Raw genomic sequence first — 21,287 nt, forward strand, 5'->3', positions numbered from 1 at the left:
GCTATGCCGACTTGCGGCTGTCCCGGGGGTGCACGGCGATGTTCATCGCCCCCGACCGCAGCACCGCCAGGCGCTCCTCGAGGACCTCTTCGAGTTCCTCGCGGGTGCGCCGCTCCATCAGCATGTCCCAATGGGTGCGCGCGGGCTTGGCCTTCTTCTCCTCCGGGCCGTCGCCGTCCACCAGGAGTGCCTGGGCCCCGCAGACCTTGCACTCCCACTCCGGCGGGATCTCCGCCTCGACCGAGAAGGGCATCTCGAAGCGATGACCCTTCTCACATGCGTACTCCACGGCCTGGCGCGGGGCCAGGTCGATGCCGCGGTCCGTCTCGTAGCTGGTCACCACGAGGCGCGTACCGCGAAGAGCTCGCTCACTCATGAATCGTGCCTCCCGGGCTTGTCGCCCACAGGACAGGTGTCGCTGTCGTCGTCATCCGGTCAACGTCCGGTCGGCGGTAAAGATTCCCGTTCCGGGTCATGCGTCGCCGTCGTAGCCGCCCCTTGTTCTACCCACAGGCGCCCGGTTTGTCACATCTGCTGGCAGATGTCACCCAGCGTTTCGGCATCTTTGACGCGCAGTAACGGTACGCCTGGCAGGCCAAACGCGTACACTACCGCCCTTTCGCGCCGAGCGCTAAATCGGCGCTAGATCTTCTCCGGTACCGGGTTCCCCGCCGCGGCGATCGCACGCCGCACCGGAACCCGTGCGAGCAGCGCGAACCCGATGACGAAGAAGGCCACCAGGGAGATGATCGCCGAGCGGTAGCTGCCGGTCAGCTGGTACGTCACGCCGAACAGCATCGGGCCGAGCCAGCTCATCCCGCGGTCGCTGAGCTCGTACGCCGAGAAGTACTCGGCCTCCTTGCCCGGCGGCACCAGATGGGAGAACAGCGACCGGGACAGCGCCTGGCTGCCGCCGAGGACCATGCCGATGCCGGCGGCCAGCAGGAAGAAGAACACCGGGGCCTTCGCGGGCAGGAAGTACCCGGCGGCGAGCGTGACCGTCCAGGCCACCAGCGAGCCGAGGATGGTGCGCTGGGCGCCGTACGTGCGCGCGAGCCGCCCCATCGCCAGCGCCCCCGCCACGGCCAGCACCTGCACCAGCAGCACCGCCACGATCAGTGTGGACTGCCCGAGCCCCAGCTCCTGGGAGCCGTAGACGGACGCCTGCGAGATGACGGTCTGGATGCCGTCGTTGTAGATCAGGTACGCCAGCAGGAAGGACAGCGTCAGCGGATGCCGGCGCATGTCCCGCACCGTCGCCGCGAGCTGCCGGGGCCCCGTCGACGGGACCCCCTTGGTCAGGGCGTCCGGCGCCCCCGCCGCCCGCACCCGCCGGTCGCGCAGCAGCCGCAGCGGTACGACGGTGAAGGCGCCCCACCACAGGCCCGCCGAGGCCAGGCAGATGCGCACCGCCTGACCCTGGCTCAGGCCGAAGGAGTCGTGCGCCGAGTACAGCACCAGGTTGGCGACGAGGACCATGGCGCCCGCGCCGTAGCCGAACGCCCAGCCGCGGGAGGAGACCGCGTCGCGCTCCTCGGGCGGGGCGATCTGCGGCAGATAGGAGTTGTAGAGCATCCCGCCGACGGCCGCCGAGGCATTGGCCACGACGAGCAGCACCCCGCCCAGCAGATACCGGTCGCCGTCCAGGAAGAACATGCCCGTGGTCGCCGCCGCGCCGGTGTACGCCGCCGCCGCGAGCAGCGGCTTCTTGCGGCCCGTGTGGTCGGCCGCGCTGCCCACCAGCGGCATCGCCACCACGGCCAGGATCACCGACAGGGACACCGCGTACGCGAAGTACGACCCCGCACGCACCGGTATGCCCAGCGGGTGCACATAGCCGCCGGAGTCCGCCGCGTGCTCGGCGACCGAGGTGAGGTAGGGGCCGATGAAAACGGTCAGGACGCTCGCCGAATAGACGGAGTACGCCCAGTCGTAGAAGTACCAGCCTCTTTGCTGGCGCCGGAGGTCGGCGGTCTCGTCCGCCGCCCCCGGGCGCACGGTGTCGATCCCCATCGTGCCCTCGCTTCCGCTCCCCTGCGAAGGCAAGGGCGGGCGGTGCCCGGTCGGCTCAGACCCAGACCCCGCGCTCCTCCATGACCTTGCGCAACGTGTCGATGTGATCGGTCATGATGCCATCCACACCCAGGTCCAGCAGCCGGTGCATGCGCTCCGGTTCGTTGATCGTCCAGACGTGGACGTGCAGCCCGCGCGCGTGGGCGGCGCGGACGAAACGGTGGTCGACCACCGGGACGCCAGACTGGGCCTCCGGTACCTGCGCCGCCACCGCCGAGCGGCGCAGCGCGGCCGGCAGCCCCCAGGAGCGCAGCCGCAGGCCCAGCACCCCGCGGGTGCCGAAGGAGGTGGCCAGGCGCGGCCCGGCCAGCCGCTGCGCGCGCAGCACCCGCGCCTCGGAGAACGAGCCCACGCAGACCCGGTCCCAGGCGTTCGCGCGCTCCAGCAGCTCCAGCAGGGGCCGCAGCGCCGGCTCCGCCTTGATGTCGACGTTCCAGCGGACCTCGGGGAAGGTCTCCAGCAACTCCTCGAACAGCGGCACCGGTTCGCGGCCGCCCACCCGCGCCCGCCGGACCTCGGACCAGGGCAGGTCGGCGATGCGGCCGGCGCCGTCGGTCACCCGGTCCAGGGTCGAGTCGTGGAAGGCCACGAGCCGGCCGTCCGCCGTGGCGTGCACATCGGTCTCGATGTACCGGTAGCCCAGTTCCACGGCGCGGCGGAACTGTGCCACGGTGTTCTCCACCCCGTCGGCGGCTCCGCCGCGATGGGCGAAGGCGAGGGGGCCCGGATGGTCGAGGTAGGGGTGGCGTATCGCGGTGGTCACCGACGCAGTATCGCCCCCCGGGGTGTCCCTTCGGCAACGATCGTGCTGCCGCCCGGTGCCGCCGGCAGGGCGAACACCCGCAGGAAGAACTGGGCCAGCGGGCCGATGGACAGGGCGTACAGCACGGTGCCCACGCCGATGGTGCCGCCCAGCACGAACCCGGTGGCCACCACCGTCACCTCGATCACCGTGCGCATCAGCCGGATCGAGCGCCCGGTGCGCTGGTGCAGGCCCGTCATCAGCCCGTCGCGCGGGCCCGGTCCGAAGCGCGCCGCGATGTACAGGCCGGTCGCCGCGCCGTTGAGCAGGACCCCGGCGAGCATCAGCGGGACGCGGACGGGCAGCGAGTGCGCCGGGGGCAGCAGCGCGAGCGTCCCGTCCAGGGCCAGGCCGATGAGGAAGACGTTGGAGACGGTGCCGAGGCCCGGGCGCAGCCGCAGCGGGATCCACAGCAGCAGCACCGCCGCGCCGACGACGATCGACACCTCGCCGATGCTCAGCCCGGTCCGCCGCGCGAGCCCCTGGTGCAGCACCCCCCAGGGCTCCAGCCCGAGGTCCGAGGCGACGAGCAGCGCGGAACTGACGCCGTAGAGCGTGAGCCCGGCGTAGAGCTGGACCAATCGGCGTCCTATATGTCCGGGAGTGGACACAACATACCCCCCTGGGTAGTGAGAGTGGCCTGACGCATGACACTCTGTGGCGTGGAAGGAAGCTCCATCCATGGCCAATCCGGGGAAGGTGGACTGATCTCATGGCACAGTGGACCTCGGCGGTGGGAGCCGCACAGCTCGCCCGGCTGCTCACCTCCCAGCAGGAACGCCCCGCCGGACCCGGCAGCCGCCGTCCGCCCGCCTACCGGGCGCTGGCCGACGGCATCCGGCTGCTGGTCCTTGAGGGGCGCGTCCCGGTCGCCGCCCGGCTGCCCGCCGAACGCGAACTCGCCCTCTCCCTCTCGGTGAGCCGCACCACCGTCGCGGCCGCCTACGAGGCGCTGCGCGGCGAGGGGTTCCTGGAATCCCGGCGCGGCGCGGGGAGTTGGACCGCGGTGCCGGCCGGGAATCCGGTGCCCGCGCGCGGCCTGGAGCCGCTGCCCCCGGAGGCCCTCGGCTCGATGATCGACCTGGGCTGCGCCTCCCTGCCCGCGCCCGAGCCCTGGCTGACCCGCGCGGTGCAGGGCGCGCTGGAGGAACTGCCGCCGTACGCGCACACGCACGGCGACTATCCGGCCGGGCTGCCCGCCCTGCGCGCGATGATCGCCGAGCGCTACACCGCGCGCGGGATCCCCACCATGCCGGAGCAGATCATGGTGACGACCGGCGCGATGGGCGCCATCGACGCGATCTGCCATCTCTTCGCGGGCCGCGGCGAGCGCATCGCCGTGGAGTCCCCCTCCTACGCCAACATCCTCCAGCTGATGCGGGAGGCGGGCGCCCGGCTGGTGCCGGTCGCGATGGCCGAGGGGCTCGCGGGCTGGGACATGGACCGCTGGCGCCAGGTCCTGCGGGAGGCGGCGCCGCGACTCGCCTATGTGGTCGCCGACTTCCACAATCCCACCGGGGCGCTGGCCGACGAGGACCAGCGGCGCCGCCTGGTGGACGCGGCGCGCGCGGCCGGCACGGTGCTCGTCGCCGACGAGACGATGAGCGAGCTGTGGCTGGATGACGAGCTGGCGCAGGAGCGGATGCCGCGCCGGGTGTGCGCGTTCGACCCCGCGGGCTCCACGGTGATCACGGTGGGCTCGGCCAGCAAGGCGTTCTGGGCCGGGATGCGGATCGGGTGGGTGCGGGCGGCGCCGGACATCGTGCGCAGTCTGGTCGCGGCGCGGGCGTACGCGGATCTGGGGACGCCGGTGCTGGAGCAGCTTGCCGTCAACTGGCTGTTCAGCACCGGGGGTTGGGAGCAAGCGGTGGCGCTGCGGCGGGCGCAGGCGGGGGAGAACCGGGACGCGCTCGTCGCGGCGCTCCGCCGTGAGCTGCCGGAGTGGGAGTTCTCCGTCCCGCGGGGCGGCCTGACCCTCTGGGTCCGCGCGGGCGGCCTCTCCGGCTCCCGCCTCGCGGAGATGGGCGAACGCACGGGCGTCCGCGTCCCCTCCGGCCCGCGCTTCGGCGTGGACGGTGCGTTCGAGGGCTACGTCCGGCTGCCGTTCACCGTGGGCGGAGCGGTGGCGGAGGAGGCGGCGGTACGACTGGCCGCGGCGGCGCGGCTGGTGGAGACCGGGGGGACGGGGGCGGCGGCGGAATCACCGCGGACGTTCGTGGCGTGACGCGGGGGCGGGGGCCGGGGGTTCTCTGGCTGCGGGCCGGCGGGGGCTGGTCGCGCAGTTCCCCGCCCCCCTTGCGGGGCGCTGTGGAATCGGGGCCGCGGCCACGATTCCGGTGCGGGTGATCCCCGAGTGTGCGTCCGCCTGCCCGGCTTCGCTCGCGCGGGCGGTGCGATGCGGGCGACGGGACGGCGGTTCCCCAGGGGCGCGGGGAACTGCGCGCCCGGCCACGTCGTGCCCGCGCTCGGAGAAGCGGTCGGTCGTCTACTCGGCCGGTACCGGTTCCGGTTTCGTCAGGTCGATCAGGTCGGACCGGCGGGCCGGTTCCTGGCGAGGGGGGAGGAGGTCCAGCACCGCCCGCCGGTCCCCTTCGCTCGTCGCGTCGTCGTACGGGTCCGGCGTCCGCGGCACCTGGAGCCGGTGCACCGGGCCGTGGCCCAGCCGGGCGTACCCCCGCCCCGGCGGCACCTGCGCCGGCGGCGTCGTGCGCGGCGCGGCCCCCAGCACCGCCTCCAGTTGCGTCACCGACGCGGGCCCGAGGGCGACGCGGGCCCGCGTGTGCTGCCATACCGCCTCGCTCAGCGCGTCGAGGCCGTCGTACTGCTCGGCGACCACGACGGTCACGTTCGCCGCCCGCCCGTGCCGCAGCGGCACCTGGAGCAGGGTCTGCGGATCCTCGCGGCCGTCCACCCCGGCGAGGTGCGCGAAGACGCTCGGCCGGTCGAGGAGGAGCCACAGGGGGCGCCGGGTGTCGCCGGGCGGCGGGTCGCCCGCCTGCCGGGCGAGGTTGATCGCGACGAGCCGCCGCTCGGTCTCCCGCGCGGCCCACTCCAGGCTGGTCAGCGCCCCCGGCAGCGCGCACTCCACGGCCAGCACCCCGTCCCGGCCGGTCAGGCACGCGTACTCGCCGGTGCCCCCGCCGTCCACGATGAGGACATCGCCGTACTGGAGCGCCTGGAGGGCGAGGGAGCGCAGCAGGGTGGACGTGCCGCTGCCGGGCTGGCCGACCGCCAGCAGGTGCGGCTCGGTGGAGCGGGTGCCGGTGCGCCAGACGACCGGCGGGACGTCGCGCGCTTCCTCGTACGAGTCTCCGTAATCCCCGAAGGAGAGGGGGAGGGTGCGCTGCACCTCGCCGGGGTCGGTGAAGCCGAGCACGCTCTCGCCGGGCGCGGTCACGAACCGCTGGGCCACGATGTCGGCGGGCAGCGGCGGCAGGGCGGTCACGGTGAGCTGATTGCCCTCCTCGTCCCACCCGAAGCGGTACTCCCGCCCGCGGCCCGCCTTCGCGCTGAGCACCCGCTCGATCCGGGCGCGGGCCTCGGGCTCGCCGTCCGGGAAATACGCGGGGTAACGCAGCACCAGCTGCCCGACCCGCCCCGCGCCGTCGAACTCGTGCGCGGAGAAGGCCGTGTCCCACTCACCGCCGGGCGCGTACAGCGGCGCGGGGTCCTCGGGGACGGAGAAGTACGGCACCAGCGCCTCGTACAGCGCCCGCAGCCGCTCGGTCTGGGACTCGTCGGGGCCCCCCTCGGGCGCGGGCGGGGTGCGGTCGCGGCCCAGCCAGGCCGCCGCCGCCATCACGGTGATGACGGCGAGCAGCGGCCCGTAGGGTGCCAGCGCCACGGCCAGGACCACGCAGGCCACCAGGAACAGCAGGGGCCCGCGCCGGTCCTTGGGGGTGGCGGCCCATCTCTGCCGCCCCGCCGCGGCGAGCAGGCGCAGCCCGCGCGAGAGGGTGATCAGCGGATGCAGCACGTCGGTGGCGCTGTCGGCCGCCGTCCGGGCCAGCTCCCGGCTCCTGGCCAGCTGCGTCCGGGCGAGCTGCGCGCCGTCCTTGCTCAGAATGCGGGGGAGGGGGCGCCGGGCCACTGCTGTCTCCTGGTGGTGCGTACGGGCGGGGCGTCGTGCGGGACCGGTGTCAGAACTTGATGCCGCCCAGGAGGCTGGCCAGGCTCTCCCCGCCCGCCTTGATGCTCGGCGCGATGGCCGTGCTCGACAGGTAGAACCCGAACAGGGTCGAGACGCAGGCGTGCGAGCCCTTGAGGCCGTCCTTGCGGAAGTAGAGGAACATGACGGTGCCGAGCAGGACGACGCCTGACATGGAGAGGATCATTGGGGTGCCTCCTGGTGTCGAGGGGGACAGTCACCATCAGTGCTTCCAGGATCACAGAATGTGCCTATACGACAAAGAGTGCAAGCGGGTGGATACCGTGACTATTCGCCCGAGCGGTGGAGCCGGTACGGTGCCCACGAGCAGGGCACTTGCGTCCGAGGCCGCCCGTAGCGATCTTTACGTCGGGCACAACGGGTCATGTGAGGCACGAGCCAGTACCCTTGCGGTTCACCTGAACGGTTGTAATGAGAGGCGGTCCGGCCGATGAGCGAAGCCCCCGACCCCGAGGTCGTGGAGCTGGCGACCAAGATCTTCGATCTGGCCCGGCAGGGGCAGACCGAGGCACTCGTGGCGTACGTCGACGCGGGCGTTCCGGCCAACCTCACCAACGACCGCGGGGACTCCCTGGTGATGCTCGCCGCGTACCACGGCCACGCCGACACGGTGCGCGCGCTGCTCGCCCGCGGCGCCGAGGCGAACCGCGTCAACGACCGGGGTCAGACCCCCCTCGCGGGCGCGGTCTTCAAGGGGGAGACGGAGGTCGTCAAGGCTCTCCTGGAGGGCGGCGCCGACCCCGCCGAGGGCACGCCCTCGGCCATCGACACCGCCCGGATGTTCGAGCGGACCGACGTCCTCGAACTGTTCGGCACCAGCTGACGCAGGGCTTCTGACCAGCTAAGACACGGAAAACGGGGGAGGCGGTACAGGGCCGCCGGAAATACGGTCGCGGCAGCACACACCGCGGGTCATCATGACGACGTGATTCACGGTCGCGATGGCTGGGCAGGTGTTGCCGCACCGCGCGGGCCGTGATGCGGTCCGCATGGGCCACCGACGAGAGGCAGAGAGAAATGGGTTGCAGCAAGCAAGAGACGGCGGGCGCTCCGACGTTGTGTCACGCGGCCAGGTAATGCGTGTTCCCCGGTTGCGTCGACGCTTGATGTGAGGCTGTTTCCCATGTTCGATCCGGTCATAGCGCCCAGCGGTACGCTGCTCGGCCTGCTCCAGCGGGGCCGCGGCGACGGCACGCTGCACGCGCTCACCGCCCCCCGCGCGGAAGCGCTCGCGGCCCTGAACGACTGTGTGCTGCGCGATCCCCGCCACGACTGGCAGGTGGAGAACCGCTCCCTTTACTACGCCCGCCTCTTTCTCGACCTGAACGGCGAACTGGACGCCGTCGAGGCGCACCTCTTCGACCCCGAGGACCACCTCGACACGGACGAGTCCCGCACCGGGCTGGCCCTCGCGGTCCTCGGCCACCTCGCCTCCTACGGCCGCCGGGACGCCCTCGATCTGCTGCGCCGGTACGCGGCCCAGGGCGCCAACTGGGCCTGGGCGCTGGACGAACTGGCCCTGCGTGACGACGACGCGGGACTGCGCGCCCTCGCCGCCCCGGTGCTCGCCCGTTTCCCCGCCGACCCCGAGGGCGACGCCGAGCTGGCCGCCACCGTGCGCGACGCCTTCGAACCCCGGCCCTGGCGGCTGTGGGCCGAGGACCCGCGCGACGGCATCGGCGGCCGGGTGCGGGCCGCCCACGAGACCGGATGTTTCGACCGCTGGCAGCGGCAGATGCGGCCGGCCGGGCCCCGCCCCGGCTGGAGCGTGCGCGCCGTCTTCGAATGGGCCCAGCAGGGCCTCGACCGGGGCACCGCCCGCCATGTGCCCGCCGCCCGCTGTCTGGTCGCCGTGGCCGGACCCGAGGACCGGCCGGAGATCCTGCTGGCCGCCCGCGCCGGCACCGACGGGGCCCGCTGCACCGCCCTGCGCTATCTCGCCGACAGCAACGATCCCGAGGCGCTCGACCTCCTTGAGGCCGCGGTCGCCGACGGCACCGCGATCGTCGTGGAGGCCGCCGTCGACGTCTTCGAACGGATGCGCAGTATCGCGGCCGTGGACCGCGCGCGCCGCTGGGCGCAGCGCCCCGACGTGCTCGGCGCCGCCGCCGGCCGTGTCCTCGCCTGCCGCGGCGGGGCCCAGGACAGCCCGCTCGTGCTCGGCGCCCTACGCGAGGCCGTACGCGGCGAGGGCCCCGACGCGCCCACGCTGTGGACTCTGGTCGACGGCGCCGGCCGCCTCGGCATCGCCTGCGCGGCCCCGGTGCTGCGCCACGTCTACCGGGAGACCGCCTCCTCCCACCTGCGCGGCCGCGCCGCCCGCGCCCTCGCCGCCACCGACCCCTCCTTCGCCACCGGCTTCGCCGTCGAATGCCTCTGGGACTGCGAGGAGACCACCCGCGAACTCGCCGCCCGCCACGCCGAGACCGGTGACAACCGGGTCGTCGAACGCCTCCGCCGCCTCGCCGCCGACCCGGCCGAGGAGGACGAGGTCCAGACGGCGGTCCGCAGCCGCTTCGGACCGGACATGACGGCGGGCTGACGAGGGTGCCGGGGCGGCCCGCGTACGACGCCACGAGCGGTCGTACCCCCACGAGCCGCTGTACGTCACGACGGGCCCGCATGCGCGGCGCACGCCGGCGCGCGACCGGCGCGGCCGGTGCCGGTCTGAACGCCGAAGGCCCTGGATGAACACCGGGTGACCCCCGGACCAGCGCCCCATGGCCGCCGCCCGGGCGCGGAGCGCAACGCTCATGGGACGTTCCCCGTGCGGAAAGATCGACGTTGACGCGGCCACGTCCGGCGCGGCGACAACACCCGTATGCGTGTCGTCATCGTGACCGAATCCTTTCCCCCCGATGTGAACGGCGTGGCCCACTGCGCGCTCCAGACCGCCCGGCACCTCGCAGACCGCGGTCACCAGCCACTCGTCGTCGCCCCCGCCCCCTCCCCCTTGTTCTCGGCTTCGCTCGAACAGGGAGGTGCCCCCACCGGCACCAGACCGGACACGGACGCCCCCTGTCCGGTCGTCCGGATCCCCTCCCTCCCGCTCCCCGGCTACCCCCAGGTCCGCGTCGCCCTCCCCAGCCGGCGCCTGGCCGCGGCCCTCGTCACGCACCGGCCCGATGTGGTGCACCTCGCCAGTCCCTTCGTCCTCGGCGCCCGCGGGATGGCGGCGGCCGCCCGGCTCGGCCTGCCCGCCGTGGCCGTCTACCAGACCGACCTCGCCGGGTACGCCCGCACGTACATGGGCGCCGGAGAGGCCGCCGCCTGGCGCCGGATCCGCTCCGTGCACGGCGCCGCCGACCGCACCCTCGCCCCCTCCAGCGCCGCCCTGGGCGATCTGGAGACGCACGGCGTGCCGCGGGTGCGGCTGTGGCCGCGGGGGGTGGACACCGTACGTTTTCGGCCGGACCGCCGGGACGAGGAGCTGCGCCGGGAACTCGCCCCGGACGGTGAGCTGATCGTCGGCTACGTCGGTCGGCTCGCCCCCGAGAAGCACGTCGAACTGCTCGCCGGCGTCTGCGCGTTGGACGGTGTCCGGCTCGTCGTCGTCGGCGACGGGCCCAGCCACGCCCACCTGGCCGAGGCGCTGCCCGGCGCCGCCTTCCTGGGCCGCCGTACCGGCGACGACCTGGCGCGGATCTTCGCCTCGCTGGACGTGTTCGCGCACACCGGCCCGTTCGAGACCTTCTGCCAGACCGTGCAGGAGGCCATGGCCAGCGGCGTTCCCGTCGTCGCGCCGGCCGTCGGCGGGCCGCTGGACCTGGTCGACCACGGCCGTACCGGACTGCTGGTGCCGCCGCGCGACGCGGAGGCCGTCCGGGACGCCGTGCGCTCCCTGGCCGGCGACCCCGAGCGCCGCGCCGCGTTCGGCGCCGCCGCCCGCGCCCTGGTCGAGGACCGCACCTGGGCCGCCGTCGGCGACCGGCTGATCGGACACTACGAGGACGTGCTCGCCGGGCGCCGGACGGCGGTGGCGGCATGAGCGGCACGACCGGTACCACAGGGGCGAGTGGCGCGACCGGTGCCAACGGTGTGACCGGGGCGAGTGGCGTGGCCGGGGCGAACCGTGTGACTGGGGCGACCGGTATGACTGGTGCGACCGCCCGACCGCTGCGTATCGTCCGGCTCGCCAACTTCGTCGCGCCCGCCTCCGGTGGTCTGCGCACCGCCCTGCGCGAGCTGGGCAAGGGCTTCCTGGCGGCGGGCCACGAGCCGGTGCTGATCGTGCCCGGTGCCCGGCACACCGACACCGACACCGAGCAGGGCCGCGTGATCACCCTGCCCGGACCGCTGCTCCCCGGCACCGGCGGCTACCGCGTGCTGACCGACAAGCGCCGCCTCACCGCCCTCCTGGAGCATCTCGCCCCCGACCGGCTGGAGGTCTCCGACCGGACCACCCTGCGCTGGACCGGCCGCTGGGCGCGCCGCGCGCGGGTGCCCGCCGTGATGGTCTCCCACGAGACCGCCGACGGCGTGCTGCGCACCTGGGGCCTGCCCGAGCACCTGTCCCGGCGGGCCGCGGACGCCCTCAACACCCGTACCGCGCACGTCTATTCGCGCGTGGTGTGCACCACCGAGTACGCCGAGCGCGAGTTCGTCCGCATCGGCGCGCGCAACGTCGTACGCGCCCCCCTCGGCGTCGACCTGATGGCCCGGCATCCCGCGCTGCGCGACCCCGGCGCCCGCGCCCGGCACGCGCGAGAGGGAGAGGCGCTGCTGGTGATGTGCTCCCGGCTGTCCGTGGAGAAGCGTCCCGGCACCGCCCTCGACACCCTGGAGGCGCTGCTGCGGCGCGGACGGCGCGTGGTGCTGGTGGTCGCGGGGGACGGGCCGCTGCGGGGCCGCCTGGAGCAGCGCGCCCGCGAACGGGGGCTGCCGGTGACCTTCCTCGGGCACGTCTCCGACCGGGCCGCACTCGGCGCGCTCCAGGCCGGTGCCGATCTCGCGCTCGCCCCCGGACCCGCCGAGACCTTCGGGCTCGCCGCCCTGGAGGCGATGGCCTGCGGCACGCCCGTGGTGGCCAGCTCCTCCTCCGCGCTGCCCGAGGTCATCGGGTCCGCAGGGGCGAGCGCGGCCGACCACGGGGAGGCGTTCGCCGACGCCGTCGAACTGCTGCTGGACCGGCCCGAGGCCGAGCGCCGGGAGGCGGCACGCGCGCGGGCCGAGTGCTTCGGCTGGGGCGCGGCGGTGGAGGCGTTCCTCGCCGCCCACGACGCGGAGGTGCTGGACCGCGTCCCGGACCGTCCGGACCGGCCGTACCGCCCGGACGGCCGGGGCGGCACCCGGCGGGGCGTCCCGGGGGGCGTGGCATGAGAGCCGTCCGGTTCGTCGCCCTCGGGGACTCGCTGACCGCGGGCGTGGGCGACTTCACCGAGGACGGCCCGCGGGGCTGGGCCGCGCTGCTCGCACCCTCGCTCGGCGCGGGCACGCGGTTCACCAACCTCGCGGTCAGCGGCGCGCAGACCCGTGACGTGCTGGAGCGGCAGACCCCGGCCGCCCTCGCGCTGCGCCCCGACCTGGCGGCGGTGGTCGTCGGCGTCAACGACACCCTGCGCCACACCTTCGACATCCACGCGGTGGCCGCCCGCCTCGACCAGATCTACGCGGCCTGCACCCGCGAGGGCGCCACCCTGCTCACCGCATGCCTGCCCGACCCCGGCGCGATGCTCGGCCTGCCGAGCGCCCTGGCCGCACCGCTGGCCCGCCGCCAGCGGGCGGTCAACGCGGTGGTGCACGCCCTGTCCGACCGGTACGGGGCGGTCCATCTGCACGCGTGCGACGGCGGCTGGATCGCCGACCGGGCCCTGTGGAGCGCGGACCGGCTGCACCCCGGTGAACGCGGCCACCGCCGGCTGGCCGTCCGCTTCCACGCCCTGCTCGCCGAAGCCGGCCACGCCACCGGCCAACCCCCCTGTCCCGAACCGGAGTTCCCGGCGCCCACCCGTGCGGCGAGCCTGCTGTGGCTGGCCACCGCGGGCACCGCGTGGGTCGCCCGCCGCTGCCGGGACCTGCTGCCCCAGCTCCTGTCCCTGGCCGCCGAGGAACTGCGTCACTGCGCCCATGGCACCGGCGCCGAGCTCGACGCGACCGCGTCCGCCGCGGTCGCCGCCGCCCTGGCCGCGCTTCCGCAGCGGCGCCCGGCCCCGGCACCGGCCGGGGCAGCCGCCCTGACCGGCCTCCCGCCGTGTGCCGCGCTGCCCACGCCCGGACCGCTCGACCTGGGGGTCGGTATCGGCTGACCCCGGTCCCGGCAGCCGGGGGTCGGGCGCCGTCCGGCTCGGTGACCGGTACCCCCGCGCGCTGGCCGGGCCTGCCGCTCTCCGGGGAGGACCCGCCCTCGTCCCGCCGGTGCGTCAGCGTCGTCGTACCGGTACGAAACGGACCGGGGTGCCCGGAGGGGACTGGGCGGCGGCGGGGAGGTCGGCGGGGTGGACGACGGCGATCACCGGGTAGCCGCCGGTCGTGGGATGGTCGGCCAGGAAGACCACCGGGCGGCCGTCCGGCGGGACCTGTACGGCGCCCAGCACCATGCCCTCGCTGGGCAGTTCGCCCGCGCGGACGCGTTCCAGCGCGGGGCCCTCGGTGCGCAGGCCGATGCGGTTGCTCGCCGGGGACACCCGGTAGGCGCGCGCGGTCAGGTCGTACCGGCCGCGTGCCGTGAACCAGTCCGCGCGCGGGCCCGGCGTCACCCGGAGCACGAGTTCGGCCGGCGGGCCCGGCTGCGGGGCGGTGTCCACGCGCGCGGGCGGCCCGGCCGGGCGGCCCAGCGGCAGCACCGTGCCCTCGGCGAGCGGCGCCGGGCCGAGGCCGGACAGCAGGTCCGTGGCGCGGCTGCCGAGCACCGGCTCGACGGCGATGCCACCGCCCACGGCGACGTAGCCGCGCACGCCCGCCGTCACCGCGCCCACCTCCAGGAGTTCACCGGCGGGCACCACCACGGGCGCGCCCCACGCCGCGGGACGGCCGCCGACCGCCACCGGGCAGGGTGCCCCGCCGACCGCCACGGTCACCGTCGAACGGGGGCGCAGCGCACACCCGTCGAGCGTCGTCTCCAGCACCGCCGCGTCCGGCGGATTCCCGGCCAGCCGGTTGACGAGCGCCGCGGCGGGCGGGTCCAGCGCCCCGGAGCGGGGCACCCCGAGGTGGGCGTATCCGCGCCGCCCGAGGTCCTGCACGGTGGTCAGGAGGCCGGGGCGTACGACGACGAGCGCGCGGTCGGTCATGGCACCTCCACCGGCGCGGTGCCCTCCACCGGCACGAACCGCACCCGCGTGCCCGGCGACAGCAGCGCGGCCGGTTCACGGGTGTGGTCCCACAGCACCGCGTCCGTGGCGCCGATCAGCTGCCAGCCGCCCGGCGAGGTGCGCGGGTACACGCCGGTGTACGGCCCGGCGAGCGCGACCGCGCCGGGCGGGACCGCCGTGCGCGGGGTGGCCCGGCGCGGGACGGCGTAGCGGGCCGGGAGCCCGGTGAGATAGCCGAAGCCGGGCGCGAACCCGCAGAACGCCACGGTGAATTCGGTGCCCGCGTGGATACGGGCCACCTCCTGCTCGGACACCCGCCAATGCGCGGCGACGACGGAGAGATCGGGGCCGTCGTAGCGCACCGGGACCTCGACCAGGGAGCGCGCCGGGGGCTCGGGCAACTCCCCTTCCAGCGCCTCCAGTTCCGCTGCCCAGCGGGTCGGGTCGGGCAGGCCGTCCAGCAGGACCGTGCGCGCGGCCGGCACGATCTCGCGGACGGTCAGCGTGCCCTGCGCGCGGCGCCGCAGCAGCGCCGCGTGCAGGGCCCCCGCCTCCTCCGCCGAGCCCACCTCGATGAGCAGCGCGTCCGCGCCGACCGGCAGCGCCCTCATGCGAAGGCCTCCACCCGCACGCCGGCCGCGAGAAGCCGCGCCCGCACCTGCCGGGCCAGCTCCACCGCGCCGGGTGTATCGCCGTGCAGGCACAGCGAGCGGGCGCGCACCCGGACGCGCGCGCCGGAGTGCGCGGTGACCACGCCGGAGCGGGCGAGCCCGACCGAGCGCCGTACGACCGCCTCCGGATCGCTCACCACCGCGCCCTCTTGGCCGCGCGGCACCAGCGTGCCCGCGTCGGTGTACGCCCGGTCCGCGAACGCCTCCGGCACGGCCGGCAGGCCCGCCTTGCCCGCGAGCTCCAGCAGCCGGGAGCCGGGCAGGCCGAGGACCGGCAGCGCGGGGTGGGCGAGGAGTACCCCGTCGATCACCGCGGCCGCCTGCTCCTCGTCGTGCACGACCCGGTTGTAGAGCGCGCCGTGCGGTTTGACGTACGCCACCCGCGCCCCGGCGGCACGCGCGAACACCTCCAAGGCGCCGATCTGGTAGGCCACTTCGGCCGACAGTTCCGCGGCGGGCACGTCCATCGCGCGCCGCCCGAACCCGGCGAGGTCCCGGTAGGAGACCTGCGCGCCGATCGTCACCCCGCGGGCGGCGGCCAGTTCGCACACCCGGCGCATGGTGGCCGCGTCCCCGGCGTGGAAGCCGCAGGCCACGTTGGCGCTGGTGACGACGGACAGCAGCTGTTCGTCCTCGGTGAGCCGCCAGCGGCCGAAGCCCTCGCCGAGGTCGGCGTTCAGATCGATCGCGGTCATGGTCTCTCCCGTCTCTCCCGGTTCGTCGGGTCGTGGGCTTGCCGGTTCGGTGTCCGTACGGCGTGTCAGTCCACGCGGACCAGCCGGTACTGCTCGTCGCGGGCGTCCGTCAGGAACATCTGGCCGGGCGCGTGGGTGATGGCGAACGGCGGCCGGGAGGCCATCACCGCCGCCTGCGGGGTCACCCCGCACGCCCAAAACACCGGGATGTCGCCGTCCTGGAGGGCCACCGGGTCGCCGAAGTCCGGCCGGTCGAGGTCCGCGATGCCGAGCCCGGCCGGGTCCCCGCAGTGCACGGGCCCGCCGTGCACGGCCGGCAGCAGACTGCTCTCCCGGATCGCCGCCCCCACCCGCTCGGGCGGAACCGGGCGCATGGACACCACCATCGGACCGCTCAGCCGGCCCGCCGGGCGGCACGGGCGCCCGGTGACGTACATCGGCACATTGCGGCCCTGTTCGACATGGCGGATCGGCACGCCCGCCCGGCTCAGCGCCCATTCGAAGGTGAAACTGCAGCCGAGCAGGAACGCCACCAGGTCCCCGCGCCAGTACGGCCGCGCGTCGGTCGGCTCCGCGACCAGCTCGCCGTCCCGCCACACCCGGTAGCGCGGCAGGTCGGTGCGCAGATCGGCGCCCTCGGCGAGCACCGTCGTCGTGGAGCCGGCGTCGGTGACGTCGAGCACCGGACAGGGCCTCGGGTTGCGCTGGCAGAACAGCAGCATGTCGTAGGCCCAGTCGGCGGGCACCGCGATCAGGTTGGCCTGGGTGTGCCCGGCCGCGACCCCGGCCGTGGGACCGGCCAGCCCCGCGCGGAACCGGGCCCGCGCGGTCCGCGGGCTCCAGCCGGGCGCCCGCTCGTCGAGCGTGGTGACGGGACGGTCCTCGGCGCGCCGCGACCCTGTCATGCCAGTTCCTTCCCGCGCGTCTCGGGCAGCCCGAGCAGCGCCAGTGCCGCGATGCCGTAGCCGACCGCGCCGAAGACCAGCGCGCCGCCGACGCCCCAGCCCTCGGCCAGGAAGCCGACCAGCGTGGGGAAGACCGCGCCCACCGCGCGGCCCGTGTTGTAGGTGAAGCCCTGTCCGGTACCGCGCACCGCCGTCGGATACAGCTCGCTGAGATAGGAGCCGAAGCCGCTGAAGATGGCCGACATGCAGAACCCGAGCGGGAAGCCGAGGACCAGGAGCACCGTGTTCGCCCCCTGCGGGATGTGCGCGTACGCCAGCACGCACACCGCCGACAGCAGCGCGAACAGCCAGATGGTCGCGCGCCGGCCGAGCCGGTCGGTGAGGTGGCCGCCGGTCAGATAGCCGAGGAACGCGCCGGAGACGAGGAAGGCGAGGTAGCCGCCGGTGCCGACGACCGACAGACCCCGGTCGGACTTCAGGTACGTCGGCACCCAGGTGGCCAGCGTGTAATAGCCGCCCTGCACGCCCGTGGACAGCAGGCTGGCCAGCAGCGTGGTGCGCAGCAGACCGGGGGCGCCGACGCGGCCCGGCCGGAAGATCGCGGTGAACGAGCCCCGGCGTGGGTCCTGTTCGCGGGTGGCGAGGGCCACCGGCGCGTCGTGCACCCGGCGGCGCAGCCACAGCACGAGCAGCGCGGGCAGCGCGCCGGTCCAGAACATCACCCGCCAGGCCAGGTCGTCGCCCGCGAGGGAGAAGACCAGCGTGTAGACGACGGCGGCCAGCGCCCAGCCGACCGCCCAGGAGCTCTGGACCGCGCCGAGGGTACGGCCCCGGTGGCGGGCGGAGGCGTACTCGGCCACCAGGATCGCGCCGACCGCCCACTCGCCGCCGAAGCCGAGGCCCTGGAGCGCCCGGAAGGCCAGCAGCGTCTCGAAGTCCGGCGCGAAACCGCAGGCCACGGTGAAGACCGCGTAGGTGAGCACCGTGATCACCAGCGCCCGGACCCGGCCCACCCGGTCGGCGAACACGCCCGCCAGGGCGCCGCCGACCGCCGAGACCACCAGCGTGACGGTGGTGAACAGACCGGTCTGGCCGCTGTCCAGGCCGAAATACGCAGAGAGCGCCACCATGCTCAGCGGCAGCGTGAAGTAGTCGTAGGAATCCAGGGCATATCCGCCGAAAGCCCCGGCGAACGCGCGCCGCCCGTGCGGGCCGAGGTCGCGCAGCCAGCCGAACGCGCCGTCCTGGGCGGTGTGTTCGGGCGCGGCGGCGGTGGCGGAGGGAGGAGGGGTCGTGCTCATGGGCACCTCGCAGAAGGGGACGGAGGGTGCGGTGGAGTGAGCCGTGCCGAGCACCGTAGAGGATTGTTCAACGATCCCTCAATACCCATGTTGTTTCGTCCCGCCGGCTGCGGTTGAATTCCGGGCATGGCAGAGCAGCTGGCGGGACTGGCCGACGACCGCGCCCTCCTGGGCCGTACGAGCACGGCGGAGCGGGTTTCGGACATCCTCCGCAGCCGTGTCGCGGACGGGTACTTCCCGCCCGGCACCCGGCTGTCCGAGGACAGCATCGGCGGGGCGCTCGGCGTCTCCCGCAACACCCTGCGCGAGGCGTTCCGGCTGCTCACGCACGAACGCCTGCTGGTCCACGAGCTCAACCGGGGCGTGTTCGTACGGGTCCTGACCGTCGAGGACGTCGAGGACATCTACCGCACCCGCGCCCTCGTCGAGTGCGCCGTCGTCCGCGGCCTCGGCGAGCCGCCGCACCCCCTGCGCGGGCTGTCCGGCGCGGTCGCCCAGGGCGAGGCGGCGGCCGCCGAGGACGACTGGAAAACGGTGGGTACGGCCAACATCCACTTCCACCAGGAACTGGTCGCCCTCGCCCGCAGCGCCCGCACGGACGAGCTGATGCGCAGCGTCTTCGCCGAACTCCGCCTGGCCTTCCACCTGGTGGACGAGCCGCGCCGGCTGCACGAGCCGTACCTGACGCGCAACAGGGAGATCCTGGGCGCGCTGGAGGCGGGGGAGCGGGGCACGGCGGAGGTGTTGCTGGAGACCTACCTGGCGGATTCGCTGGAGCGGGTGGTGGAGGCGTACCGCCGCAGAGTCGGCGAGGACAGCGCCCCGTAAGGACACGACGGACCGGCAGTCGAAAAGCGACGATCCGTACTCCCGCGGCTTCCCGTTTGGGTAGATGTCAGACCAAGGACCTACTCTGTGCACCGTGACTTCCGACCCCGCCAAGCCGCAGCTCAGCACCGCGCAGCGTCCCGCGCAGGGACCCGCGGCCGACGAGGGCCTCGCCCGCCGGCTGCGCGCGCTCGCGTGCACCGCGCCGCTGCATGACCTGGACGCCCGCAAGGGCAGCCTCGCGGGCGAGTACTCGGTCTACGGAATGGCCGAGGTGGCCCTCGCCGCCATCGACCTCGTCACACTGAACATGGACTTCGACACCGGCGCCGACCACGAACAGATCGTCGCCCGGCTGATCCCCCGCATCGCCGCCCAGGCCCCGCACCGCCCCACCGCCGAGCACGAACGGGTGGCCCGCTGGGTCCTGGAGAACCTGATCAACGTCGGCAGCGTGGACCGCGGCTTCCGCGCCGTCTACGGCACCTTCACGGCGGACGGCACGTATGTCCGCCGCGACTACGACTTCAAGCTGATCGAAGAGGTTCCGGGCCCCGGCGGCACGGTGTACCTGCGCACCACCGACGAGGCGGTCAACGTCCTGGTCGGAGCCCTCGACACCGACGTGACCAGCGCCCAGATCGCCGCCGAGGTCAAGCTGGAGGTGCTGATCAACCGGGGCCGGCTCGCCGACGCCCAGCTCGCCGCCGAGCAGGCCCGCTACCGCACGGTGCAGTACTCCGAGACCCTGCGCCGCGCCCTGGAGGCCACCCGGCGCAACGTCCGCGCGGTCGACTGGCTCAACGCCGTGCCCGACATGATCGCCGAGGCCCTGGACCACGTGGCCGACCGGTACCGCCACGAGAACGCGATCCTCACCAACATCCGCAAGGCCCGCGACGAGACCGAGGAGCCCGAGCACAAGCGGCGCGCCGCCGAGCTGGTCGACATCGTCAAGGACTGCATCCGCCGGCACACCCAGCTCCAGTCCCGGCTGCTGGAGGCGGGCCCGCTGTTCCGCGCCGAACAGGACCGGCAGGCCTTCGCCGCGCCCGCGAGCACCGCCGGGATAGACCTGTACGGCCATCTGGTCGCCCCGGTGCTGACCCTCCCCGTCGAGCGGGCCAGCCGGGTCACCGACGCCTTCTTCGCCCGCGGCACCGGCCCCCGCACCCCCGTCTCGGTGCGGGTCGCCGACCTCGTGGACATCCTGCTGACCCCGCCCGTGGAGCGCGAGCACCTGGGCGCGGAGATGCCCGAGCCGGACCTGATCGCGACGCCGGACGACAGCCGGTTCAGCGAGGAGCAGCTGGCCGCCGCCATGGAGCTGCTCGACCTGCCCGCCGACGCCCCGCGCAGGCTCTCCGGGCTGCTCGCCGAGGCCCGGCGCACCGGCGACCCCGATCTGGCGTACCTGGTCGCCCTGCTCGCGGTGCACGCGGCCAGCCCCGCCGTCGGCACCGCCTACCGGCAGGGCGAGGAGAAGCTGCTGTTCGCCGTGGACGACGGCACCGAGCTGGACGACCCGGAGTTCGGCGGCGCCGATCTGATCGTCGGCATGGCGCTGCTGGACGCGGCCGGCATGGCGGCGGACCGAGCGGCATGAGAGCGGGCCGCGGTGAGTGTCCGCACGCAGCATGAGCAAGACAGAGAGCGACAAGGAGTCAAAGCCGTGAGCGAGCACGTCGAGTGGAGTGACACCGAGGCCCCGGCCCCGCCGGCCACCGCCGCCGTCACCCCCGCAGACGCCGCCGACGCGGCGCGGCTCGTCGCCTACGGGCTCCAGCCCAAGCTCCAGCCCGCCCGCGACCAGGACTACACCGAACTGCTGCGCCGCTACCGCGAGGACCCGGCGTTCGCCCGGCTCGCCGACGCCGTCGCCACCGGCCTCGGACTCGTCGTCCTGGAGGTGTCCCCGCGCGCCGGCATGGCCGTGACCGCCGCCGAGGACTCGGTGTTCGCCGTCCGCATGGGCGACTACGCGCGCCGCACCACCGCCGACTCCGGCGACCGCTTCCTGCACGGCCTGGCCCATCTCGCCGTCGCCGCCCTCGCCTTCCCGCGTCCCGAGGACCTCGCCGACGACGGTTACATCGGCCGGGTCACGGTCAACGGCGTCGACGCGTTCGTCCGCCAGGCCTGCCGCCGCCTGGAGGAGCGCGCCGAGGAACAGGGCGAGAACACCGACCCGGCCACCGACGCGCCCGGCCTGGAGGCCGCCTGGCGGATCTGGGCCAGACGCAGCGCCACCGGCGCCACCAAGGACGCCCGCCGGCCCGCCTCCTCCACCACCGGCATCGTCGCCAAGGCCCTAGCCTTCCTCACCGACTCCGGCTTCCTCCAGCGCACCGGCGACGAGGGCGGCGGCACCTACCGCACCACCGCCCGCTACCAGCTCCAGGTCCGCGACCTGGCCGGCACCGCCGCCATGGCCGAACTGATCGAGCTGGGCGTGGTCCCGGTGACCGACGGCACCGCCAGCCTGCTGCCCGCCGAGGACACCGACGACCTGGACCTGGTGGCCGACGCGGGCCTCCCTTTCCACTCCTGACCCACCCCGCGCCCCCGAACGACCGCACCTTTCACCAGACTTA

20 protein-coding genes are annotated in these 21,287 nt (G+C 74.5%); 9 read left to right on the forward strand and 11 right to left on the reverse strand.

All coding sequences use genetic code 11. The annotated features are described in order from the left end of the window. Position 1: 1 nt before the first annotated feature. The 4 genes from ACE4Q9_RS27920 to ACE4Q9_RS27935 all read right to left on the reverse strand — a co-directional run bounded on the left by ACE4Q9_RS27920 (position 2) and on the right by ACE4Q9_RS27935 (position 3,456). Positions 2–376, reverse strand: coding sequence for an RNA polymerase-binding protein RbpA (locus ACE4Q9_RS27920; protein ID WP_003977404.1), 375 nt, complete (start codon positions 374–376; stop codon positions 2–4). Positions 377–642: 266 nt separating this feature from the next. Continuing rightward, a complete protein-coding gene (locus ACE4Q9_RS27925) occupies positions 643–2,013 on the reverse strand; it encodes an MFS transporter (protein ID WP_397986976.1) in 1,371 nt (456 codons plus the stop codon). Between the two features lie 55 nt (positions 2,014–2,068). After that, positions 2,069–2,836 carry a glycerophosphodiester phosphodiesterase gene (locus ACE4Q9_RS27930; protein ID WP_397986977.1) on the reverse strand — a complete coding sequence of 256 codons (768 nt, stop codon included), beginning with the start codon at positions 2,834–2,836 and terminating at the stop codon, positions 2,069–2,071. Then, complete coding sequence (locus ACE4Q9_RS27935; protein WP_397986978.1) at positions 2,833–3,456, reverse strand: YitT family protein; 624 nt, start codon at positions 3,454–3,456, stop codon at positions 2,833–2,835. Before ACE4Q9_RS27935 ends, ACE4Q9_RS27930 begins: the two co-directional genes overlap by 4 nt. A 131-nt stretch (positions 3,457–3,587) precedes the next feature. On the opposite strand from ACE4Q9_RS27935, the gene ACE4Q9_RS27940 reads away from it, so the two are divergent. Next, the gene (locus ACE4Q9_RS27940) at positions 3,588–5,099 is read left to right on the forward strand and encodes a PLP-dependent aminotransferase family protein (protein ID WP_397986979.1); all 1,512 of its coding nucleotides are present in this window, start codon (positions 3,588–3,590) and stop codon (positions 5,097–5,099) included. A 261-nt stretch (positions 5,100–5,360) separates the two neighbouring features. Here the strand turns inward: ACE4Q9_RS27940 and ACE4Q9_RS27945 are convergent, their stop codons facing one another. Further along, on the reverse strand, positions 5,361–6,965 hold the full coding sequence (locus ACE4Q9_RS27945; protein WP_397986980.1) for a hypothetical protein: 1,605 nt from the start codon (positions 6,963–6,965) through the stop codon (positions 5,361–5,363). Positions 6,966–7,014: 49 nt separating this feature from the next. Continuing rightward, the gene (locus tag ACE4Q9_RS27950; RefSeq protein ID WP_285560985.1) at positions 7,015–7,209 is read right to left on the reverse strand and encodes a hypothetical protein; all 195 of its coding nucleotides are present in this window, start codon (positions 7,207–7,209) and stop codon (positions 7,015–7,017) included. A gap of 264 nt (positions 7,210–7,473) precedes the next feature. Between ACE4Q9_RS27950 and ACE4Q9_RS27955 the strand changes: the two genes are divergently transcribed. The 5 genes from ACE4Q9_RS27955 (at position 7,474) to ACE4Q9_RS27975 (ending at position 13,288) form a co-directional block, all read left to right on the forward strand. Beyond that, a complete protein-coding gene (locus ACE4Q9_RS27955) occupies positions 7,474–7,866 on the forward strand; it encodes an ankyrin repeat domain-containing protein (RefSeq protein ID WP_397986981.1) in 393 nt (130 codons plus the stop codon). 300 nt (positions 7,867–8,166) lie between these two features. After that, on the forward strand, positions 8,167–9,585 hold the full coding sequence (locus ACE4Q9_RS27960; protein ID WP_397986982.1) for a HEAT repeat domain-containing protein: 1,419 nt from the start codon (positions 8,167–8,169) through the stop codon (positions 9,583–9,585). Positions 9,586–9,864: 279 nt separating this feature from the next. After that, positions 9,865–11,031 carry a glycosyltransferase family 4 protein gene (locus tag ACE4Q9_RS27965; protein WP_397986983.1) on the forward strand — a complete coding sequence of 389 codons (1,167 nt, stop codon included), beginning with the start codon at positions 9,865–9,867 and terminating at the stop codon, positions 11,029–11,031. Between the two features lie 104 nt (positions 11,032–11,135). Then, positions 11,136–12,362, forward strand: coding sequence for a glycosyltransferase (locus tag ACE4Q9_RS27970; protein ID WP_397986984.1), 1,227 nt, complete (start codon positions 11,136–11,138; stop codon positions 12,360–12,362). Then, positions 12,359–13,288 (forward strand): SGNH/GDSL hydrolase family protein, encoded by a 930-nt coding sequence (locus ACE4Q9_RS27975; RefSeq protein WP_397986985.1) that lies wholly within the window; start codon positions 12,359–12,361, stop codon positions 13,286–13,288. The genes ACE4Q9_RS27970 and ACE4Q9_RS27975 overlap by 4 nt, the downstream gene beginning before the upstream one ends. Positions 13,289–13,402: 114 nt before the next feature. On the opposite strand, the gene ACE4Q9_RS27980 is transcribed toward ACE4Q9_RS27975, so the two are convergent. The 5 genes from ACE4Q9_RS27980 to ACE4Q9_RS28000 form a co-directional block, all read right to left on the reverse strand. Continuing rightward, entirely contained in the window at positions 13,403–14,272 is an 870-nt protein-coding gene (locus ACE4Q9_RS27980; RefSeq protein WP_397986986.1) for a biotin-dependent carboxyltransferase family protein, read from the reverse strand. Further along, positions 14,269–14,904 carry an allophanate hydrolase subunit 1 gene (locus ACE4Q9_RS27985; protein WP_397986988.1) on the reverse strand — a complete coding sequence of 212 codons (636 nt, stop codon included), beginning with the start codon at positions 14,902–14,904 and terminating at the stop codon, positions 14,269–14,271. The genes ACE4Q9_RS27980 and ACE4Q9_RS27985 overlap by 4 nt, the downstream gene beginning before the upstream one ends. Beyond that, complete coding sequence (locus tag ACE4Q9_RS27990) at positions 14,901–15,659, reverse strand: LamB/YcsF family protein (protein ID WP_397986989.1); 759 nt, start codon at positions 15,657–15,659, stop codon at positions 14,901–14,903. The genes ACE4Q9_RS27985 and ACE4Q9_RS27990 overlap by 4 nt, the downstream gene beginning before the upstream one ends. A 65-nt stretch (positions 15,660–15,724) precedes the next feature. Further along, positions 15,725–16,564: a putative hydro-lyase gene (locus tag ACE4Q9_RS27995; RefSeq protein WP_397986990.1), complete on the reverse strand. Its 840-nt coding sequence runs from the start codon at positions 16,562–16,564 to the stop codon at positions 15,725–15,727. Continuing rightward, the gene (locus ACE4Q9_RS28000) at positions 16,561–17,865 is read right to left on the reverse strand and encodes an MFS transporter (RefSeq protein WP_397986991.1); all 1,305 of its coding nucleotides are present in this window, start codon (positions 17,863–17,865) and stop codon (positions 16,561–16,563) included. The genes ACE4Q9_RS27995 and ACE4Q9_RS28000 overlap by 4 nt, the downstream gene beginning before the upstream one ends. Before the next feature lie 126 nt (positions 17,866–17,991). Between ACE4Q9_RS28000 and ACE4Q9_RS28005 the strand changes: the two genes are divergently transcribed. From ACE4Q9_RS28005 to ACE4Q9_RS28015, 3 genes are all read left to right on the forward strand, one after another. Continuing rightward, complete coding sequence (locus tag ACE4Q9_RS28005; protein WP_397986992.1) at positions 17,992–18,693, forward strand: GntR family transcriptional regulator; 702 nt, start codon at positions 17,992–17,994, stop codon at positions 18,691–18,693. Positions 18,694–18,787: 94 nt separating this feature from the next. Beyond that, positions 18,788–20,299 (forward strand): hypothetical protein, encoded by a 1,512-nt coding sequence (locus tag ACE4Q9_RS28010; protein ID WP_397986993.1) that lies wholly within the window; start codon positions 18,788–18,790, stop codon positions 20,297–20,299. Between the two features lie 66 nt (positions 20,300–20,365). Then, positions 20,366–21,244, forward strand: a complete 879-nt coding sequence (locus ACE4Q9_RS28015; RefSeq protein ID WP_397986994.1) for a hypothetical protein — start codon at positions 20,366–20,368, stop codon at positions 21,242–21,244. The last annotated feature ends 43 nt before the right edge of the window (positions 21,245–21,287 follow it).

The sequence above is a fragment of the Streptomyces sp. AM6-12 genome (assembly GCF_044327085.1).
Classification (GTDB): domain Bacteria; phylum Actinomycetota; class Actinomycetes; order Streptomycetales; family Streptomycetaceae; genus Streptomyces.

Excerpts from the sequence above, each read along its gene's own strand:
- ACE4Q9_RS27920 (WP_003977404.1), bottom strand. The coding sequence starts at position 376 with ATGAGTGAGCGAGCTCTTCGCGGTACGCGCCTCGTGGTGACCAGCTAC.
- ACE4Q9_RS27925 (WP_397986976.1), bottom strand. The coding sequence starts at position 2,013 with ATGGGGATCGACACCGTGCGCCCGGGGGCGGCGGACGAGACCGCCGAC.
- ACE4Q9_RS27940 (WP_397986979.1), top strand. The coding sequence starts at position 3,588 with ATGGCACAGTGGACCTCGGCGGTGGGAGCCGCACAGCTCGCCCGGCTG.
- ACE4Q9_RS27950 (WP_285560985.1), bottom strand. The coding sequence starts at position 7,209 with ATGATCCTCTCCATGTCAGGCGTCGTCCTGCTCGGCACCGTCATGTTC.
- ACE4Q9_RS27955 (WP_397986981.1), top strand. The coding sequence starts at position 7,474 with ATGAGCGAAGCCCCCGACCCCGAGGTCGTGGAGCTGGCGACCAAGATC.
- ACE4Q9_RS27960 (WP_397986982.1), top strand. The coding sequence starts at position 8,167 with ATGTTCGATCCGGTCATAGCGCCCAGCGGTACGCTGCTCGGCCTGCTC.
- ACE4Q9_RS27965 (WP_397986983.1), top strand. The coding sequence starts at position 9,865 with ATGCGTGTCGTCATCGTGACCGAATCCTTTCCCCCCGATGTGAACGGC.
- ACE4Q9_RS27970 (WP_397986984.1), top strand. The coding sequence starts at position 11,136 with ATGACTGGTGCGACCGCCCGACCGCTGCGTATCGTCCGGCTCGCCAAC.
- ACE4Q9_RS27975 (WP_397986985.1), top strand. The coding sequence starts at position 12,359 with ATGAGAGCCGTCCGGTTCGTCGCCCTCGGGGACTCGCTGACCGCGGGC.
- ACE4Q9_RS27980 (WP_397986986.1), bottom strand. The coding sequence starts at position 14,272 with ATGACCGACCGCGCGCTCGTCGTCGTACGCCCCGGCCTCCTGACCACC.
- ACE4Q9_RS27985 (WP_397986988.1), bottom strand. The coding sequence starts at position 14,904 with ATGAGGGCGCTGCCGGTCGGCGCGGACGCGCTGCTCATCGAGGTGGGC.
- ACE4Q9_RS27990 (WP_397986989.1), bottom strand. The coding sequence starts at position 15,659 with ATGACCGCGATCGATCTGAACGCCGACCTCGGCGAGGGCTTCGGCCGC.
- ACE4Q9_RS27995 (WP_397986990.1), bottom strand. The coding sequence starts at position 16,564 with ATGACAGGGTCGCGGCGCGCCGAGGACCGTCCCGTCACCACGCTCGAC.
- ACE4Q9_RS28000 (WP_397986991.1), bottom strand. The coding sequence starts at position 17,865 with ATGAGCACGACCCCTCCTCCCTCCGCCACCGCCGCCGCGCCCGAACAC.
- ACE4Q9_RS28005 (WP_397986992.1), top strand. The coding sequence starts at position 17,992 with ATGGCAGAGCAGCTGGCGGGACTGGCCGACGACCGCGCCCTCCTGGGC.